An 18494-nucleotide genomic window follows, 5' to 3' on the forward strand; every position below is an offset into this window, starting at 1 on the left:
TGCCGGCATGCGCCCCTTATTCGCTCTGTTCGCCTTCGCGGCCGGCGGGCTGATTCATGCCGCTGATTCCGTCTCCCTGCTGAAGCCCGCCCGGGTCTTTGACGGCGAGACCCTGCACCTGGGCTGGGCGGTGTTGGTGAGTGGGGACAAAATCGCGGCGGTCGGCCCCCTGGCCGATCTCAAGGTTCCGGCCGACGCCAAGGTGGTGGCGCTATCCGGGCAAACCCTGCTGCCCGGGCTGATCGACGCTCACTCGCATGTGCTGCTTCACCCCTACAACGAGACGCCGTGGAATGACCAGGTGGCGCACGAGTCCGAGGCCCTGCGTGTCGCCCGGGCGACGAATCATCTTCGCCGCACGCTGCTCGCCGGCTTCACGACGATCCGCGACCTTGGCACCGAGGGCGCAGGCTACGCGGATGTCGGGCTCAAGCAGGCGGTGGAGCAGGGGATCATTCCCGGGCCGCGCATGCTGGTCGTGACCAAGGCCATTGTCGCCACCGGCAGCTACGGGCCCAAGGGTTACGCGGCCAAATGGCACGTCTCGCAGGGAGCCGAGGAGGCCGATGGGGACAACCTCATCCGCGTCGTGCGTGACCAGATCGGCCATGGGGCGGACTGGGTCAAGGTCTATGCCGACTACCGCTGGGGCCCGTCGAATCAGGCGGCGCCGACTTTCTCGCTGGAGGAATTGAAACTGATCGTCGAGACCGCGCGGAGCAGCGGCCGGCCGGTGGCGGCCCATTCCACGACACCCGAAGGCATGCGCCGGGCGGTGCTGGCGGGCGTCGAGACCATCGAGCACGGCAGCAACGGCATGCCGGAGACTTTCAAGCTGATGAAGGAGCATGGCGTCGCCCTCATCCCGACGCTCGCCGCCACGGGCGCCCGGCCGGGGGCCAAGGAGGCGTTTCAAGCCGCTTTGGCGGCCGGGGTCACGATCGGCAACGGCAGCGACGTCGGCGTGTTCGCCCACGGCGAGAACGCCCTTGAACTGGACGCCATGGTGCGGTTCGGCCTGCCGCCGCTTGACGCCCTCCGTGCCGCCACCTCGGTCAACGCGCGAATCCTGCACCTGGAGGACAAGATCGGCCGCATTGCCCCGGGATTGCTCGCCGATCTCATCGCGGTTGAGGGCGATCCGGCCCAGGACATCTCCGCTCTGCACCGCGTCGCCTTCGTGATGAAGGGCGGGGTGGTTTACAAGCCGACGCCGTGAGCGGGCGCTTCAGCGGCTCACCACATCGTAGTCGGCACCGCGCCGGACGACCCGCAGCTTCGCGCCGAAGAGCCGGGACAGCGCCACCGAAGTCAGGATGCGGGCTTTCGGCCCGTCGGCCACGATGCGGCCGTCCTTCATCAGGATGACACGCTCGATCTCGGGAATCAGGTCGGCGATGTGATGCGTGACGAGGATCAGGCTCTTGCCGGCCCGCGCCAGCTTGCGCAGCACGGTGCGGAATTCCCGCACCGCGCCGGGGTCGAGACTGGTGGTCGGTTCGTCGAGGATCAGGGCCTCGGGGTCGTGCACCAAGGCCCGGCCAATCATCGCCCGGCGCTGCTCGCCGGAGGACATGGCGGAAAGCGGTCGCGCGGCCAGGTGGCTGATCTCCAGGAAGCGCAGCAGCTCGCGGGCGCGGCGCTCATGGGCGGGCGTCGGCCGGTGGTGCGGCCACAGTCCCAGGCTGTTGAAGAAGCCGGAGAGCACCATTTCCCGGGCCGTCACCTGCCGGGACATCACCTCGTGCGATAGATTCTGGAGCATGTCCAAGACAACGATGCCGATGCGCCGGCGGACGTCTTCCAGCGCCCAATTGTCCTGGCCGAAAAGCTGGAAGCGCATCCCGCGGAAACCGGTTTCGGGATAGAGCTCGCAGGTGATCAGCTTGACGAGGGTGGACTTGCCCGAACCATTCGGGCCGAGGAGGGCGATATGGTCGCCACGGCGCACCTGCAGGTTGAAGCCGCGCAACACCCGCCGGTCGCCGCGGGCGACGGTGAGGTTTTGGAAATCGATCAGGAGCGGGGCGGAGGAGGGCATTCCGGAAATGTAGGGTCGCCGCTTGCCGGCGGACCGCGGCCCGGCGACCAGCGCCGGCCCTACATCAGCACGGAAAGAAAAATGGCGGAGGGGAGAGGATTCGAACCTCCGGAAACCTTTCGGCTTCGCATCTTTAGCAAAGATGTGCCTTAAACCACTCGGCCACCCCTCCAAGAATTAAAAGGCAAGCAAAGGCGCGGCTTTGCCGAGTGCAAGGTATTTTAGCCGCCGTAGAATTTCGGCTTCAAGACCCCGATGCAGGGCAGGTTTCGGTAGCGCTCGTTGAAATCGAGCCCGTAGCCGACGACAAATTCGTTGGGAATCCCGAAACCCACGTAGTCCGCCTCGAACGGCACGGCGCGGCGGGCCTTCTTGTCGAGGAGCACGCAGGTCTTCACGGAAGCGGCGCCCTTGGCTTTGATCAGTCCGGCGACAGCGGCGAGGGTTTTGCCGGTGTCGAGGATGTCATCCACCAGCAACACGTGCTGGCCCTTCACATCCAGCTTCATCTGGTCGACGATGCGGGGTTCGCCGACGGCCCGCGTGCCGGTGTGATAGCTGGAGGCCCGCAGGCAGTCGAGGCGCAGCGGGCTCCGCATCTGGCGCAGCAGGTCGGCGGTGAAGATCAGCGCGCCGTTGACGATGGCCACGACCATCAGGTCCTTCTTGGCGTAGTCCTGGTTCAGCTGGGAGCCGAGTTGGGCGATGCGGCGCTTGATGGCCAGCGGGCTGACGAGGATGTGGTCGAGGTGTTTGAGCTCGGGCGGGCCTTTCGGGGAGGGCATGGCGGGGAGGAAAGGCGGGCCGCCGGGCCAAGGCAAACTGTTACAACCCGCCCGGCGGGGTTTATTTTTTTGACTTACCCCGGGCCGGCCGGTTGCCTCGCCGGGACGCGCGCCTGCCCGATCCGGCCGGTCACACCACACGCCACGGACGATGATTTCCATCCAGGTTAAGCAACTGACCAAGCAATTCGGGAGCATCGTCGCGCTGCACGGCCTCGACCTGACCATCAACCCGGGCGAGCTGTTCTTCCTCCTGGGCCCCAGCGGCTGCGGCAAGACCACGCTGCTGCGCAGCTTGGCGGGCTTCTACATCCCGGAGAAAGGCCAGATCCTGTTCGGCGACGAGGACGTGACGCGCCTCGAACCGCACAAGCGGAATACCGGCATGATGTTCCAGAGTTACGCCCTGTGGCCCCACATGACGGTGGCGGAGAACGTGGCCTTCGGCCTCGAGGAACGCCGCGTGCCGGCGGCCGAGATCAGGACGCGGGTCGGTGACGCCCTGGCCTCGGTGCGCATGGAAAAATACGCCGACCGCAAGCCCAACCAGCTTTCCGGCGGCCAGCAGCAGCGTGTCGCCCTGGCCCGTGCGCTGGTCATCCGCCCGCGCTGCCTCCTGCTCGACGAGCCGCTGTCCAACCTCGACGCCAAGCTCCGGCTGGAGATGCGCACGGAGATCCGCCGCGTCTGCAAGGAATTCAAGCTCACGACCGTCTATGTCACCCACGACCAGAAGGAGGCGCTCTCCATCGCCGACCGCATGGCGATCCTCGAGAGCGGCCACATCCTGCAGGTCGGCACGCCGCGCGAGGTCTACAAGCGCCCGACCCGCAAGACCGTGGCCAATTTCATCGGCGAGACCGATTTCCTGCCGGGCAAGGTGCTCGGCATGGCCGGCAACTACGTGACGGTGGAGACGGCGGTCGGCAAGTTCGACGGCATTTTCGGCGACACGGTGAACGTGCCCAAGGTGGGCGACGAGGTCACCGTGTCCATCCGCCCGGAATGCTGGGAACTGCACCGGGACGCCGAGTCGCGCAACGTCGTCAAGGGCCGCATCGGCCAGTCGATCTACCTCGGCGAGGTCGCCCAATACGAGTTCGTCACCGGCAACGGCACGCAGCTGAAGATCTTCGAGCGCAACCCGCGCTTCGTGGACGGGGCCGCGCGCGGCGAGCTTTACGCCACGGTGGAGCCGGACGACGTGGTCGTGCTGGTCGGCTGAGCCTTGATCATGAACGGCATCGCGCGGCTCGAAGGTGGAACCCGGCCTCTGGACGGGTTTGCCTGGACGCATGTCGAACCAACCCGTCCGGAGGCCGGGTTCCACCTTCACATCCACTCATGAAGCGGGCGCTCCTGCTCATCGCGCTGGTGGCCGTGGTCGGCCTGCCGTTCCTGCTGCGTTCGCGGCAGGCGACGGCGGCCAGCGCGGACGACACGCTGGTGATCGTGACGCCGCACAACGAGGCCATCCGCTTCGAGTTTGGCCAGGCTTTCCAGCATTGGTATCAGGCGCGCACCGGGCGCACGGCGGGCATCGACTGGCGGGTGCTGGGCGGCACGAGTGAGATCGCCCGGTTTCTCGATGGGGAATACATCACCGCCTTCGAGAACCTCTGGGTCAACCGGCTCGGCAAGCCGTGGAGCGCGGAGATCCAGGCCGGGTCGCAGAACGGCCGGCTGCCGCCCGACGCTCCCGCCATCGTGCGGGAGGCGCGCGCCGCCTTCCTCGCCTCCGAGGTCGGCTGCGGCATCGACCTCTTTTTCGGCGGCGGCACCTATGATTTTGCCAAGCAGGCGACGGCGGGCCGGCTCGTGCCCACCCGGATTCTCCAGCAGCATCCCGAGTGGTTCACCCCCGGGGTGATCCCGCGCGCCTATGCCGGCGAGGAATACCGGGACAAGGACGGGCTGTGGATCGGCTGCGTGTTGAGCTCCTACGGGATAATCTACAACCGCGATTCGCTGGCCCGCCTCGGTCTCGCGGCCGCGCCCAGCCGGTGGGCCGACCTCACCGGATGGCGCTACCACGGCGAGGTGGCGCTCTGCGACCCGACGAAGAGCGGATCCATCGCCAAGGCCTTTGAGAACGTGATCCAGCAGTGCATGCAAAACCGGCTCAAATCGCTGCAGGCGGCCCGGCCCGGCGGGGCGGCCCGCGAGCTCGAGGCCCAGGCCGTGCGCGAGGGCTGGCTGGAGGGGCTGCGCCTGCTCCAGCTGGTCGGGGCCAATTCCCGTTACTTCACGGACAGTTCGATGAAGCCCCCGATCGATGTCGCGGTCGGTAACTGCGCGGCGGGGATGTGCATCGATTTTTACGGCCGGGCCCAGGCCGAGGCGGTGCTCCGGCGCGGCCGGTCCGACCGGCTCGGCTATGTCTCGCCCCGCGGTGGCACCGTGAGCTCGGTCGATCCCATCGGTTTGCTGCGCGGCGCGCCGCACCGGGCCGTGGCGGAAGCCTTCATCGAGTTTGTGCTGTCCCCGGAGGGCCAGCGGCTCTGGAACCAGAAGCCCGGCACGCCCGACGGGCCCGAGCGCTACGCCCTGCGCCGGCTGCCGGTGCGCAAGGATTATTACGCCCACGAGGAGTGGCGCGCATTCCGTAGCGACCCGGCGGACGATCCCTACGACCAGCATGATCCCCTGATCTACCGCCCGGAATGGACGGGCGCGCTGTTCCGCGAGATGTCGTTCGTCATCCGCATCATGTGCCAGGACACCCACGAGGAGCTGGCCGGAGCCTGGCGCGCCATCAACGCGGAGGGGATCGATCCGGCGCAGAAGGCGCGCGCCCTGGCCGTGCTGCAGGACATCTCCTTCGTCACCTACGACCGGGCCCTCAAGGAAATCAAGCAAGCGCTCAACTCCAAGAACAAGGTCGACGAAATCCTGCTCGCCAAGGAACTCGCCGCGCAGTTTCGCGCCCAATACCAGAAGGCCGCGGAGCTCGCACGGGCCGCCAAGCGTTAGATTCCTTTGTAGGAGCCTGCTTGCAGGCGATTCAAAATGTGTCCAGCGGGTCGAGCGACATCGCCTGCAAGCAGGCTCCTACAAGAGGCAGCAATCTCTGATCATTCGTCGTTGTCCGGCTGCCGGTAGACGTCGGGGAAGCGCAACGCCATGTAGCTCTCGGGATGGTCCACCGGCTTGAAGCCGAATCGGGCGTATATGCCGTGGGCATCGCGGGTGCGGAGGCTCCAGGAGCGCAGGCCCTGCAGCTTCGGGTGGCGCATCGTCAGGGCGAGCATGGCCTTGGACAGTCCGTGGCGGCGGTGCTCCTCCAGCACGTAGACGTCGCAGAGGTAGGCGTAGGTGGCGTGGTCCGAGATGATGCGCACGAGCCCGACCTGCTCGCCGGCCTCCGTGTAAGCCCCGATGCAAAGCGACCCGTGCAGCGCGCGCCGGACGGTATCGAGGGGGATATTCTCGCTCCAATACGACCGGGTCAGGTAACCGTGGATGGCCGCGGCATCGAGCCGCGCGGGGTCGTCGGAAATCAGGTAGGAGCCGTGGCGGTGTTCCAGATGGGTGCTCATCTTCGGTAGCGGCGCTCTATGAGCGCCGATCGATGTCATGGATAATGCCCACGGCGGTCATAGACCGCCGCTACAGGGCGGAGATACCGGCGGTGAACGCCGTTTTATCCGCGGCCTTGAAGAACGACGTGCCGGCCACGAACGTGTCGGCGCCGGCCTGGCGGCACTCGGCGGCGGTCGCCAGGTCGATGCCCCCGTCGACCTCGAGGCGGAATTTCAGGCCGCGGGTCTTCCGCCAGCCGTCGATTGTCCGGAGCTTCGGCAGCATGTCGCGCCGGAAGGGCTGGCCGCCGAAGCCGGGCTGCACGGTCATCACGAGCACCAGGTCCACCTCGCCGATGAGCGTCTCGATGCCGGCCGCGGAGGTGCCGGGATTCAGCACGATGCCGCACTGGCAGCCGAGCTGGCGGATGCGGGCGAGCGTGCCGCGGTGGTCGTAGCCGGGCTCGATGTGGATGCTGATGTTGTTCGAGCCGGCCTTGGCGAAGGGTTCGATATACTTCTGCGGCTCCGCCAGCATCAGGTGCGTATCGAAAAACAGCTTGGAGCCGGCGCGGCGGACGGCGGCAAGGGTCTCGGGGCCGAAGGTCAGGTTGGGCACGAAATGCCCGTCCATGATGTCGCAGTGCAGCCAGGTGGCACCGCTGTCGGCCACGACCCGCGCGCTGGCCGCGAGGTTGGCATGGTCGCCGGCGAGCAGGGAGGGGGCGATGAGAGAGGGAAGAGGCATGGCGTCAGAGGACAGAAGACAGATGACCGAGGACGGAAAAGGCTCAATCATTTGTTTCTGTAGCGGCGGTCTATGACCGCCGGAGTTTAAACCAAACGGCGGTCATAGACCGCCGCTACAGGCTACCAGGTATCTAGGACCGCGTGGACCGTCTCGCTGGCGAGCTGCTCGGCGAGCAGGGGCAGGCCTTGGTATTCCGCCGGCACAAGTCCGCTGTCGGTGAAGATGCCGCGTTTGGCGGTCAGCGGCCGCTTGGCAAACAGCACCTGCTGGGTGCGCTGGTCGGTCAGGGTGGCCGAGGCGCGCAACGAAACATCGAAGCGCCGGGCCAGCCCGGTGTCGTCCTGCCGCGAGACCGCCACGGTCCGGTCGTAGCCGGTGAGCGAGACCCGCAGCACGGCGTCGGCCGCGGCCGGCGAGTCGACCAGGGTGACACGGCCGTCCTTGATGAAGGCTTCGCGCAGCTGGGTGGTCGCGAGTTCGCGGGCCTGCGGAAGCAGCGTCTCGGTCGTGACCGGCGCGATGAACAGCGTGGCGAACTTCGGCTGCGTTCCGGTGCCGAGCCTGTAACCGGCACAGCCCGTGCAGCAGAGGACGGAGGACAGAAGACAGAGGACGGAGGACAGAATGCCGATACGTGTCATCGTGCTTGTCCCCCGGAGCCTTGGCGAAGGTGGAAGCGTAGCGAAGGATCCAGCGTGGGCGAACATGGCATTCGATGGCACTGGATTCTTCGCTACGCTCAGAATGACAGATGCCGGGAATGATATCCCTTAGAACAGCCAGAGCCTCTTTTTCTTCTTCGGTTCAGGCGCCTTGGGGGCGGGCTGGCCGGCCGCCGCGGCCGCCTGGCCATCCAGCTTGGCGTTGACATCGACCAGCTTCTCGCGGGCCACCTTGGCCACGTCCGAATCCGGGTAGACGGTGATGGCTTCGTTGTAGAACACCTTCGCGGCCTGGTAATTCTTGCGATACTTGTAGTAGTAATCGGCGATGGTCAGCTTGCTCTGGGCGAGCACGGTTTTCATCTTGGCGAGGCCGGTCTCGGCCTGGACCATGCCGGCGTCGCCGGGGAAAAGGATCATGTAGTCCTCATAGTAGGTGATGGCCTGCTTCGTGGAGGCCTGGTCGTAGGCGGGGCCGTCGACCAGCGAGGAGTGCGTCTCGGCGATCTTGAGGTAGGCGTCGGGCGTGAGGACGCTGCGCGGATAGGTGTTGATCATGCGGTCGAGGGCGTCGACGGCCGCCTCGGTCTCGCCGACGTCCTTGTAGCCGCGCGCGGCGTTCATGAGGGAGAGCGGGGCGTAGTCGCTGTAGGGCGCGGTGGCGACGATGGTCTCGAAGTATTCGAGGGCGCGCTCGCGGTTCTTGAAGCCCGGCAGCCAGCCCCAGAGGCGGGCCCGCTTGCCGGCAAACAGGTCGGCCGCGATGCGGTATTGCTCGCCGATGACCTGGGTGAATTTCTCGGAGTTCGGATACCGGGCCACCATCTGCTGGAAGGTGGTGAAGGCCTTGTAGTATTCCTGGTTCTGCTGGTAGATCCGGCCGGCGCGGAAGAGCGCCTCGGCCGCGAAGACGGAATTGGGGTATTTCTTGTAGACGCTGTTATAGAGCTTCAGGGCCGCCCGGTTGCTATGGGCCTCCTCGGCGGCGCGCGCCTTGTTCATCGCGTCCAGGCCGTTGCGGCCCTCTTCGCCGGCAAACTGGGCGAGCGCGCCACCCTCGACCTTCCAGCCGTCCTGCGGGGTCCAGACAAGGTCGGCGGCGAGGCGGGCAGGGGCGAGCAGCAGCGTGAGGAGGGCGGCCAGGGCGGAAAGGAGGGGGAGACGGCGCATGAAAATGGTGCTTACCAGCGAATAAGAGTGGCGCCGTAGGTCAAGCCAGCGCCAAAGGCGACCAGCAGGGTCAGGTTGCCGGGTTTGATGCGGCCGGCGCGGCGGGCCTCGTCCAGGGCGAGCGGGATGGAGGCGGAGGAGGTGTTGCCGTAACGGTCGAGATTCACGTAAACGCGCTCCATCGGCACCTTCAGGTTGCCGGCCAGCGCCTCGATAATGCGAATGTTGGCCTGGTGGGGGATCACGAGGTCGATTTGGTCAGGCGAAAGGTTATGTTGTTCCATCATTTCCCGGGCGACGGTCTCCATGACGCGGACGGCGCTCTTGAAGACCTCGCGGCCGTTCATGCGGATGCAATGGGCGTGCTCCGCGACCGACTGGGCGTCGGCGGGGCGCTTGCTGCCGCCGGCGGGGATGTAAAGGTTGTCGGCGAACTCGCCGTCGGCGCCGAGGTCGGAGCCGAGGATGCCGATGCCCGGCTGGTCGACCTTGATCAGCACCGCCGCGCCGGCGGCATCGCCGAACAGCACGCAGGTGGTGCGGTCGGTCCAGTCGGTGACCGTGGAGAGCTTCTCGGCGCCGATGATGAGCGCGCGCTTGTAGCGGTTGGTCAGGAGCTGGCCGTAGGCGATCTCGAGCGCGTAGAGGAAGCCCGAGCAGGCGGCCGCGATGTCGAAGCAGGTGGCGTGGCCCGGGACGCCGAGTTTGTGCTGCACGTAGCAGGCGGTGGAGGGCAGGGGAGTGTCGGGCGAGGCGGTGGCGACGATCAGCAGGTCGATGTCGCCGGCCTTGATCTTGGCGTCGGCCAAGGCGGCGTTGGCGGCCTTGACGGCCAGGTCGGAGCAGGCCTCGTCCGCGCCGGCGATGCGGCGCTCGCGGATGCCGGAGCGGGTGAAGATCCACTCGTCGGAGGTGTCGACCATCTTGGAGAGGTCGTGGTTGGTGAGGATTTTCGGCGGAGCGTAGGAGCCGACGCCCGCGATGATGACTGAGGCCATAAGGGAAAGCGGTTAACCGGCGGCCGCGTCGGCGGCCGGGGGAGTCGCCATGAGCACGTTGGCCCGGGCGACGTCGGTTTCGATGCGGTGGTAAAGGTCCTGGTGAATGATCTGGGCGGCGGCGTGGATGGCGCTGTTCCAGGCGTGGCGGTTGGAGGAGCCGTGGGCCTTGAGCACGTTGCCCTTCACGCCCAGCAGCGGGGCGCCGCCATAGCGGTCGGGGTTCATGCGGGCCTTGAGCACGTCGAACGCGCCCTTGGCGAGCGCACCGCCGAGCAGGCGCATGGGATTGCGCTGGATCTCGTCCCGCAGCATGCCGCTGATGAACTTGGCCAGCGACTCCCAGGTCTTCAGCAGCGTGTTGCCGACGAAGCCGTCGCACACGACGACATCGACGGTGTCCTTGAACACCTGGAAGCCCTCGATGGGGCCGGCGTAATTGATGATCCCGTTGACCTTCTTCAGCAGGGTGTTCGCCTCGGTGGTCAGCGCGGTGCCCTTGCCCTCCTCGGTGCCGATGGTGAGCAGCCCGACGCGCGGGTTGTCGATGCCGAGGATGACGCGCGCGTAGTCGGCGCCCAGGATGGCGTTGTGCACGAGGTGCTCGGGCTTGGCCTCCGGGTTGGCGCCGGCGTCGATCAGGATGAAATGGCCGTTTTCGCGGGGGATGACGGCGGCCAGCACGGGCCGGTCCACGCCGGTGATCGAGCCGACGATCAGCTTGCTGCCGGCCATGAGCGCGCCGGTGTTGCCGGAGCTCACGAGCGCGCCGGCCTTGCCTTCCTTGACGAGATTGAAGCCCCGGACCATCGAGGAATCCTTCTTCTTCGCGATGGCCCGCAGCGGCTTGTCCTCCATCGTGATCGCCTCGCTGGCGTGGACGACGGAGAGCCTGGCGTGGCCGCTCAGGCCGGCGGCGGCGAGCAGGGGCTCCAGCACGGCCTGATCGCCGATGAGCGTGATCGGGTCGATGTCCGGATCGGCCAGCGCGAGTTTGACGGCCTCGATGACTTCGGAAGGCCCGAGGTCGCCCCCCATCGCGTCCACCGCAATCCGGGCGTGAGCGGTCGAGGGACTGGCCGTCTCGGGGTTAATGGCGGGAAGACTGAACCCGGCGGACTCTTTAGACCTCGACGTTGAGGACCTGGCGACCGCGATAGATGCCCGTCTTGGGATTCACGCGGTGGGGGCGGAAGGAGCCGCCGTCGGTGTCCTTGGCAAATTGGGGGGCCTTGAGGGCGTTGGCGGCGCGGCGGTTGGCGCTACGGCGCTTGGATTGTTTGCGTTTCGGATTGGCCATAAAGAAGGGAGTTGAGGAGCGCGGTGGGTCGTGAAACCCGGTGCTTTTTTGCTATATAAAGACGAGGTTCGTAGGGTTCGCACCGGGGGCCGTCAAGAGTTATGTCGCCCCCGCGGCCGCGGATCAAATCAGGTAAAACAAAATCAGCGCAAATGCCACCAGCAGGCGGTAATAGGCAAAAAGGGTGAGGCCGTGCCGGGAGATGAAATGGACGAGGAATTTGACCGCGATCATCGCTGTAATCGCGGCCACGCCGGCGCCGAGCAGGACGTCGCCCCAGCCGAAGACCTCGATCATGGCCGGGCCGGATTTGAGGGCCTTGAGCAAAGCCGCGCCGGCCAGGGTCGGCAGGCCGACCAGGAAGCTGAACTCGGCGGCCTTGGCGGCGTTCAGGCCGGCCAGGTAACCGCCCACGATGGTCACCATGGAGCGGCTGGTGCCGGGCCACAGCGCGAGGCATTGGGCGAAGCCGATGCCCACCGACTTGCGCGGGGTCAGGTCGGACGGGTCGCCCTTGGAGAAGCCGATGCCGCTGTTCGCCCGCCGCCAGCGTTCCGCCCAGAGCATGAGCAGCGCGCCGACCACCTGCGCGCCGATCACGGCGGGCACCGAGAAAAGGTGCTCGTCGATCCAGTCATGCGCCAGCAGCCCGATCACCGCGACGGGCAGGGTCGCCCAAATGACGTTTCGCACCAGCCGGAAGCCCGCGCTGCTGCGACCCAGCAGGCCGAGGAACATCGACAGCATCTGCCGCCAATAAAGCAGCATCACGGCGCAGATGGCCCCGACCTGGATGATCACGGTGTAGGTGTCGGCGGCCAGCTTGAGTGTGAGGGGCACGCCCGCGGGGTATTTCGGCGATGGCGCCTTATACCACAGCAGCTGGCCGGCTTTGTCCGCCAGCTGCTTCTCGGATTCGAGCCCGAGCAGGCGGTTGGCGATGATCAGGTGTCCGGTGGACGAGATGGGCAGGAATTCCGTCACGCCCTCCACCACGCCGAGCACGACGGCATCGCCCGCGCTGAGCTCGGCGACGGGCGGGGCCGCCTGATCGGCGGCGGAGGCGGTAAGGGTGGCGGCCAGCAAGAGGCCGGCGCAGAGGAAGCGGGGCGAAAAAGGCACGCGATAGTGTCCGCGAAAACGTCCGTCGCTGTCGAGTTTTATGGAGGATGGAACTGTAGCGGCGCTCGATGAGCGCCGTCCGTCGATCATAGACCGACGCTACCGTGGTTTTATGCTTTGCGCCACCGGGAGGAATGGCTTCTCCTCGGCGCCTTGATGGCCGCATTGACCGAGCTCACCTCCAAGCTGACCAACCGGCTTGATCTTGGCCCCGCCGAAGTCGCGTCGGCCGCCGCCGCGCTGGGTTCCTCCGAGGCGACCGACGAGGCCAAGGCCGCTTTCCTGGCCGCGCTGGCCGCGAAAGGCGAGACGCCCGCGGAGATTGCCGGATTCGCCCGGGCGTTTCTCGCCCTGGCGGTCAACCCCGGGGTCGGAACCTGGGCGCCGCGCGCCATTGATATTGTCGGCACCGGTGGCGACCACGCGGGTGGGTTCAACATTTCCAGCCTGGTCGTGCTCGTCGTCGCCAGCGCGGGCGTACCGGTGATGAAACACGGCAACCGCGGCATCACCTCGAAGTGCGGCAGCGCCGACCTGCTGGCGGCGCTGGGGGTCGATCTCGCCGCCGCGCCGCAGAAGCTGCGCCAGGCGCTCGACCAGCTGGGCTACGCGTTTTTCTTCGCGCCGAACTATCACCCGGCCTTCAAGCACATCGGCGCCGCCCGCAAGTCGCTCGCGGCGCAGGGACAGCGCTCGGTCTTCAACATCCTCGGCCCGCTCATGAATCCCGGCCGGCCGGCGCACATCCTTCTCGGCGTCTACTCCCTGCCGCTGGTCGAGAAACTCTCCCGCACCCTCGACGAGCTCGGCCAGGAGGCGGGCCTCGTCGGCCACGGCGTCATCGCGCCGGGGCAGGGCATCGACGAACTCACCACGGCGACTGTCAACCACGTGAGCGGCGTCGGCCGGTTGCGCGGGGTGCACGCCATGTGGCGGGCGGAGGATTTCGGGCTCAGCCCCGCGCCGTTCGCCGAGCTGCAGGGCGGCGATCTCCCGACCAACCTGGCCACGGTCGGGGCCATCCTCGCCGGACGCGGCCCCGCCGGACTGGTCGATACCATCGTGCTCAACAGCGCGGTGGCGCTGCACGTGACCGGCCGCGTGGCCACGGTCCGCGAAGGACTCGCGCCGGCGCGCGAGCTCCTGCTCGGCGGCGCCGTGGCGAAAAAGATCGCCGCCACCAAGGAATTCTACCGCGCATGAAGCATCTTTCGACGGTTGGCGCAGCATCTGTAGCGGCGGTCTGTGACCGCCGATCACGTTCTCTCGGCGGTCACAGACCGCCGCTACAATGAAACGCCTCTACTTCGGCACCGACGGGGTGCGCGGCCTCTACGGCAGCGTGACGATGAACGAGGACTTTGCGTGGCGGCTCGGCGCGGCGGCGGCGGCCTGGTTGCGCGCCAAGGGACAGGCGCCGGGCGGATTGGTCCTGATCGGCCGCGACACCCGCGCCTCGGGGGCTTCGCTGGCCCAGGCGCTGGCCGACGGCTTGGCCCACGGGGGCTGCGCGCCGGCCTCGCTCGAGATCCTGCCGACGCCAGCCGTGTCCCGCGCCGTGCGCACCCGGCAGGCGGCGCTCGGCGTGGTCGTCACCGCCTCGCACAATCCCGCCACCGACAACGGCATCAAGTTCTTCGGGCCGGCCGGCATGAAGCTGACCGACGACGAGGAGGCCGCGATCGAGGCATTGCTGCCCGCCAAGCGCACCGACCCCACGGTCCACCGGCTCAAGGCCGCCGATGGCATCTCCGACTACCTTTATGCGATGGAGGGCGTCCTGCACGGCAAGCTGACCGGCTGGAAGATCGTGCTCGATACCGCCAATGGCGCCACCGTCCACACCAGTAGCGCGGTTCTGCGCGATCACCAGGCCAAGGTCATTGCGATCGGCGCCGAGCCGGACGGTTTGAACATCAACGCCGGCGTGGGCAGCGAGCACCCGGAGGCCATGTGCGCGGCGGTGCGCCAGCACGGGGCCCGACTGGGCATCGCGCACGACGGCGACGGCGACCGGTGTGTCCTGTGCGACGAGCATGGCGACGTGCTCGATGGCGATGAAATCCTGACGATCCTCGCCCTGCAGGCACTCAAGCAGGGCCAGCTGGTGAAAAAGATCCTGGTCGTGACGGTGCAGAGCAACCTCGGGGTCGAGGCCGCGGTCACCGCCGCCGGCGGCCGGGTGCTGCGCACTGCGGTAGGTGACCGCTATGTCATCGAGCGCATGCTGGCCGAGGGCGCCACGCTCGGCGGCGAATCCTCGGGCCATGTGATTTGCGCGGATGTGTCGCCAACCGGCGACGGCCTGGTCGCCGCGCTCAAGGTGATTGCGGTCATGCTCGCCACCGGCCGGCCGCTGTCCGAATTGCGCAAGGTGCTGGTGAAATTTCCACAGCAGTCGGTCGCGCTGAAGGTGCGAGAAAAGAAACCGTTGGAGGCACTGCCCACGCTGCCGGCCGCCATCAAGGCGGTCGAGACGGAGCTCGGGGCGCAGGGCCGGGTGCTGGTCCGCTACTCCGGTACCGAGGCCAAGCTGCGGCTGCTCGTCGAGGGCCCGACCGCAGCCATCGTCCAGGCCGCCCTCGATAAACTGGTTGCCGCCGCGCGAGCGGAGCTGGAAGTGATGTAGCATTTTTGACCACGGATTAAACGGATGATCACGGATCAAACCTGTCGGAGCCTGCTTGCAGGCGATTTTCGGACGATTCAGCCGCGATCATTCCTGATCGCCTGCAAGCAGGCTCCGACACAAAATCTATCCGTGCCAATCCGTGTAATCCGTGGTTAAACCTGCCTTATGCCCGAGGTCCTGATCAGCGCCCTGAGTTTCGCCCTGCAAAAGCAGGCGGAGAGTGCGCGCTCGGCCTTTGACCGCGGCAGGGCCGAGCAGGCGGCGGACCTCTGCGCCAAAATCCTCGACGAGCAGCCGGCCTGCCTGAGTGTGCGCAAGCTGGAGCGGGCCGCGCTGCTCAAGGTCGCGGCCATGCGCCAGAGCGGGCTGTCCAAGCTGGTGCGGGCCGTGTCGACCGCGCCGTTTCTGCTCGGCGGCAGCATGAAGCTGAAGGACGAGCCCCGCGCGGCGTTTGCCAGCGCGGAGCGCCTGCTGCGCCGCGACCCGCACAACACGGCGGCGCTCGGTCTGATGGGTCAGGCCGCCATGGCGCTCAACTGGCCCGAGACGGCGGTGTTTGCCTATGAGGCGGCGAGCGACGACGAGCCCGACCGGGCCGACCTGTGGATTGCGCTTGGCGGGGCCTACCTCATCGCCGGCCGCGCGAAAGATGCCGTGCAGGCGGCGGACGAGGCACTGCGCCTCCATCCCGGCAACGCCGACGCTCTTGCGTTGCAGCGCACAGCATCAGTGTCCGTCACAATGGCCCAGGGCAAATGGGAGCAAGGCGGCGACTTCCGCGGCAAACTCGCCGAGCCGCCCAAGGGTTGATCGCAGACCGCAGGGCCATTCTGACACGGCAGTCAGCCTCTGTAAGGATCCTGTAGAGAGCCTGTAGAGATCCTGTAAGGCAGGCCGAAGGCAGATTGGCCGATAATCGGTAAAAAAGCCAGATTCGGCGATCCCGAGCGAGCCGGTTTGTCCCTAGGCTTCAGATGAATGAGCTACAGTGGTCCTCCGGCGATACTTTCGGGCGCGAAATGGCTTGGGTATCTCTTTCCGGGTTTTCCGGCCCGCAGGCCGACATTCGGGAGACGCAATATCCGAAGAAGGTAATGCAATACCCGAACCGGGTAACGCGTGACCCAAAGAAAGTAATGCAATACCCAAAGGGAGTAACGTGTGACCTAAAAAGGGAGACGCGCGACCCAAAGGAGGTAACGCGATACCCAAAGCGTGAGACGCGATACCTGAACCGGGTAAAGCGATACCCAAAGAGGGAGACGCGATACCCGAAGGAGATAACGCACGACCCGAAGAGGGAGACGTGCTTCCCTCAAAGGGACATACGATATCCGGATTTAAAGGCGCGTGCCCTTTGGGTCAGTAGGCCCAAAACCAATTCCTCATCATCTCCTGACTACGAAAGCGAGGGCAGGATCTACCAACCCACGGGTCGAACAAAGGAAAAAGACATGCCAACGAAATACCCACCCGACGGCGTGCTGGCTGATGCCACGGTCGAGATCAGGAGGACGGAACTCTCCGGCCTCATGAACGACCGCGAAGACAAGGCCGCGGCCCTGCATGACCTCGTAATCCGGGCCCGCTTCGGCTTCAGGGCCACCTAAAGGCGCGAAACGCCATCAATTTAGTCCGCAGCATGGCTGCTGCAAAAAGCCGCATACCTGGTGACGCCTTCAACGACAGGCTCGCCATCTCCGCGGCCGGTGAAATAGCTTCCGCCCGTGACTCGTGTTTTGATTGTCGAAGACGATGGGAAGACGGCATCGGGCCTGGCAGCCGGCCTCAAGGGCGAAGGCTTCGAGGTGCGGACAGTAGCTTCGGGCGAAGACGCGCTGTTGTCCTTGTCGGCGCAGGCGGCGGATCTGCTCATTTTGGACTGGATGCTGCCGGGCCGGGACGGCCTGCAGGTGTTGCAGGCGCTGCGGGACCGCGGGCAGCGTCCGCCGGTGCTGCTGCTGACGGCGCGCGACTCGATCACCGATCGGGTGAAAGGCCTGGAGGCGGGAGCGGACGATTACCTGACCAAGCCGTTTGCCTTTGAAGAATTGCTGGCCCGCGTTCGCGCATTGTTGCGTCGTGCCGTGCCGGCCGAACCGCTCCGCCGGACCCTCGCCGATCTCTCGGTTGACCTCGAAACCCGCCGCGTGACCCGGGACGGCCAGGTAATCGGGCTGACTCCGCGCGAGTATGATCTCATTGCCTATCTGATCCGCCACCCGGGCCAGGTGGTGGATCGCGACCGGCTGGCGCGGGAGGTCTGGCGCGAATCGAACCGTGCGACCCCCCTGGACAATGTGATCGATGTGCATGTCGCGCGGCTGCGGCGCAAGATCGACGAAGGACGCCAGTCCAAATTGCTGCATGTCGTGCGCGGCCTCGGCCTGGTGCTGCGCGACGAGGGAGCGAAGGCATGAAAGCGTGGTGGGGCAGACTCTCTCTGCGCACCCGTCTGGCGGCGGCCTTCGGCGCGATGGCCGCCGGGGCGCTGATTTTTTTGCTGGCCGTGGTCGCGCGCACCATCGGCGTGGAGCGGCTGGAAGAGGGGAAGATCGTGCCCGCCCTGCTGGCGGTGCTGGCCGTCTTCTTCATTGGCGGGTGGTTTGTGGCGGGCTGGTGTTTGGATGAAATCGGCCGCCTGGGCACGCGCATTTCCGCAAAGACGCGGCAGCCCCTGCCGGCGGAATTGGAGGGCCTGGCGGCCTTGCTGCGGCGCGAAGCCCAGAAGCACGACCGCCTTCTGGCCGAGCTGCGCCGGTTCACGGCTGACGCTTCGCATGAGTTGCGCACGCCTCTGACCGCACTGCGCACGGTGGGGGAGGTCGCTTTGCGCCAGTCCTCGGATCCCGCCGTGCTGCGTGAGGCGATCGGCAGCATGCTGGAGGAGGCGCAACGGATGAATACCCTGGTCGGGCAGTTGCTCCGGCTGGCCCGCCTGGAAAGCGATGAACTGCCCATCCAGCGACGGACAGTGGAACTGCGGCAGCACCTCGCGGCGGCCTGCGACAGCGTGGCGGTGCTGGCCGAGGAAAAACAGATCCAGCTGGACCTGGAATGTCCGGCGGGGTTGCAGGCGACTGCGGATGTCACCCTGCTGTTGCATGCCGTCGTCAATCTGTTGGACAACGCGATCCGGCACAGTCCTCCCGGCAGCACCATCCGGCTGGGTGTGGACCGGGAAAACGACGTGGTGAACATCACGGTCATTGACCAGGGGCCGGGCATTCCGGCCGAACATCGGGAACGGATCTTTGAGCGATTCTATCGGCTGGAACCTTCCCGGTTGCGGCCGGACGGAGGTGCCGGACTCGGGCTGTGCATTGCGAAAACGGCCATCGAGCGACTGGACGGCCGCATCGTGGCCGACAGCGGGCCCGGCGGCGGGGCGATGTTCCGGATCACGCTGCCGGCGTTGCCCTCCGGCGCGCCGACCTGACCAAATCTTCAGGTTGGGACGCTGTTGCGCCCGGCGCTTCTGTGGCAGGGTTGGGCCCAATCCAAGATCAACG

19 protein-coding genes and 1 tRNA gene are annotated in these 18494 nt (G+C 66.5%); 9 read left to right on the top strand and 11 right to left on the bottom strand.

What is annotated here, in order from left to right; genetic code table 11:
- Positions 1-7: 7 nt before the first annotated feature.
- On the top strand, positions 8-1219 hold the full coding sequence (locus BLU29_RS15550) for an amidohydrolase family protein (protein ID WP_091059826.1): 1212 nt from the start codon (positions 8-10) through the stop codon (positions 1217-1219).
- 9 nt (positions 1220-1228) lie between these two features.
- Here BLU29_RS15550 and BLU29_RS15555 read toward each other — a convergent pair whose 3' ends face one another.
- The 3 genes from BLU29_RS15555 to hpt form a co-directional block, all read right to left on the bottom strand.
- Positions 1229-2041 carry an ATP-binding cassette domain-containing protein gene (locus tag BLU29_RS15555; RefSeq protein WP_091059829.1) on the bottom strand — a complete coding sequence of 271 codons (813 nt, stop codon included), beginning with the start codon at positions 2039-2041 and terminating at the stop codon, positions 1229-1231.
- 82 nt (positions 2042-2123) lie between these two features.
- Positions 2124-2213, bottom strand: a tRNA-Ser gene (locus BLU29_RS15560).
- Positions 2214-2262: 49 nt separating this feature from the next.
- Positions 2263-2826 carry a hypoxanthine phosphoribosyltransferase gene (hpt, locus tag BLU29_RS15565; protein WP_091061202.1) on the bottom strand — a complete coding sequence of 188 codons (564 nt, stop codon included), beginning with the start codon at positions 2824-2826 and terminating at the stop codon, positions 2263-2265.
- A gap of 151 nt (positions 2827-2977) precedes the next feature.
- Between hpt and BLU29_RS15570 the strand changes: the two genes are divergently transcribed.
- Together BLU29_RS15570 and BLU29_RS15575 are read left to right on the top strand one after the other, a co-directional pair.
- Positions 2978-4051, top strand: coding sequence for an ABC transporter ATP-binding protein (locus BLU29_RS15570; protein WP_091059831.1), 1074 nt, complete (start codon positions 2978-2980; stop codon positions 4049-4051).
- A gap of 119 nt (positions 4052-4170) precedes the next feature.
- Positions 4171-5799: an extracellular solute-binding protein gene (locus BLU29_RS15575; protein WP_091059834.1), complete on the top strand. Its 1629-nt coding sequence runs from the start codon at positions 4171-4173 to the stop codon at positions 5797-5799.
- 101 nt (positions 5800-5900) lie between these two features.
- Here the strand turns inward: BLU29_RS15575 and BLU29_RS15580 are convergent, their stop codons facing one another.
- The 8 genes from BLU29_RS15580 to BLU29_RS15615 all read right to left on the bottom strand — a co-directional run bounded on the left by BLU29_RS15580 (position 5901) and on the right by BLU29_RS15615 (position 12350).
- Positions 5901-6365: a GNAT family N-acetyltransferase gene (locus BLU29_RS15580; RefSeq protein ID WP_091059837.1), complete on the bottom strand. Its 465-nt coding sequence runs from the start codon at positions 6363-6365 to the stop codon at positions 5901-5903.
- A gap of 70 nt (positions 6366-6435) precedes the next feature.
- Positions 6436-7095: a ribulose-phosphate 3-epimerase gene (rpe, locus tag BLU29_RS15585; protein WP_091061205.1), complete on the bottom strand. Its 660-nt coding sequence runs from the start codon at positions 7093-7095 to the stop codon at positions 6436-6438.
- A 122-nt stretch (positions 7096-7217) separates the two neighbouring features.
- Entirely contained in the window at positions 7218-7739 is a 522-nt protein-coding gene (gene lptE / locus BLU29_RS15590; RefSeq protein ID WP_091059840.1) for an LPS assembly lipoprotein LptE, read from the bottom strand.
- Between the two features lie 129 nt (positions 7740-7868).
- Positions 7869-8930 (bottom strand): tetratricopeptide repeat protein, encoded by a 1062-nt coding sequence (locus BLU29_RS15595; protein ID WP_091059843.1) that lies wholly within the window; start codon positions 8928-8930, stop codon positions 7869-7871.
- Between the two features lie 11 nt (positions 8931-8941).
- Entirely contained in the window at positions 8942-9928 is a 987-nt protein-coding gene (locus tag BLU29_RS15600) for a beta-ketoacyl-ACP synthase III (RefSeq protein ID WP_091059845.1), read from the bottom strand.
- A 12-nt stretch (positions 9929-9940) separates the two neighbouring features.
- Entirely contained in the window at positions 9941-10975 is a 1035-nt protein-coding gene (gene plsX / locus BLU29_RS15605; protein ID WP_255401096.1) for a phosphate acyltransferase PlsX, read from the bottom strand.
- 76 nt (positions 10976-11051) lie between these two features.
- A complete protein-coding gene (gene rpmF / locus BLU29_RS15610) occupies positions 11052-11228 on the bottom strand; it encodes a 50S ribosomal protein L32 (protein WP_091059850.1) in 177 nt (58 codons plus the stop codon).
- Between the two features lie 123 nt (positions 11229-11351).
- The gene (locus tag BLU29_RS15615) at positions 11352-12350 is read right to left on the bottom strand and encodes an undecaprenyl-diphosphate phosphatase (RefSeq protein ID WP_157693931.1); all 999 of its coding nucleotides are present in this window, start codon (positions 12348-12350) and stop codon (positions 11352-11354) included.
- Positions 12351-12506: 156 nt separating this feature from the next.
- On the opposite strand from BLU29_RS15615, the gene trpD reads away from it, so the two are divergent.
- The 6 genes from trpD to BLU29_RS15640 all read left to right on the top strand — a co-directional run bounded on the left by trpD (position 12507) and on the right by BLU29_RS15640 (position 18421).
- Complete coding sequence (trpD, locus tag BLU29_RS15620) at positions 12507-13553, top strand: anthranilate phosphoribosyltransferase (protein WP_091061206.1); 1047 nt, start codon at positions 12507-12509, stop codon at positions 13551-13553.
- An 88-nt stretch (positions 13554-13641) separates the two neighbouring features.
- Positions 13642-14979: a phosphoglucosamine mutase gene (gene glmM, locus BLU29_RS15625; protein WP_091059855.1), complete on the top strand. Its 1338-nt coding sequence runs from the start codon at positions 13642-13644 to the stop codon at positions 14977-14979.
- Positions 14980-15147: 168 nt separating this feature from the next.
- Positions 15148-15792, top strand: a complete 645-nt coding sequence (locus tag BLU29_RS15630; protein WP_091059858.1) for a tetratricopeptide repeat protein — start codon at positions 15148-15150, stop codon at positions 15790-15792.
- 644 nt (positions 15793-16436) lie between these two features.
- A complete protein-coding gene (locus BLU29_RS18210; RefSeq protein ID WP_157693932.1) occupies positions 16437-16592 on the top strand; it encodes a hypothetical protein in 156 nt (51 codons plus the stop codon).
- 117 nt (positions 16593-16709) lie between these two features.
- Entirely contained in the window at positions 16710-17402 is a 693-nt protein-coding gene (locus BLU29_RS15635) for a response regulator transcription factor (protein WP_091059860.1), read from the top strand.
- Complete coding sequence (locus BLU29_RS15640; protein WP_091059862.1) at positions 17399-18421, top strand: ATP-binding protein; 1023 nt, start codon at positions 17399-17401, stop codon at positions 18419-18421. The genes BLU29_RS15635 and BLU29_RS15640 overlap by 4 nt, the downstream gene beginning before the upstream one ends.
- The last annotated feature ends 73 nt before the right edge of the window (positions 18422-18494 follow it).

It is taken from the genome of Opitutus sp. GAS368 (assembly GCF_900104925.1).
In the GTDB taxonomy this organism is placed as follows: domain Bacteria; phylum Verrucomicrobiota; class Verrucomicrobiia; order Opitutales; family Opitutaceae; genus Lacunisphaera.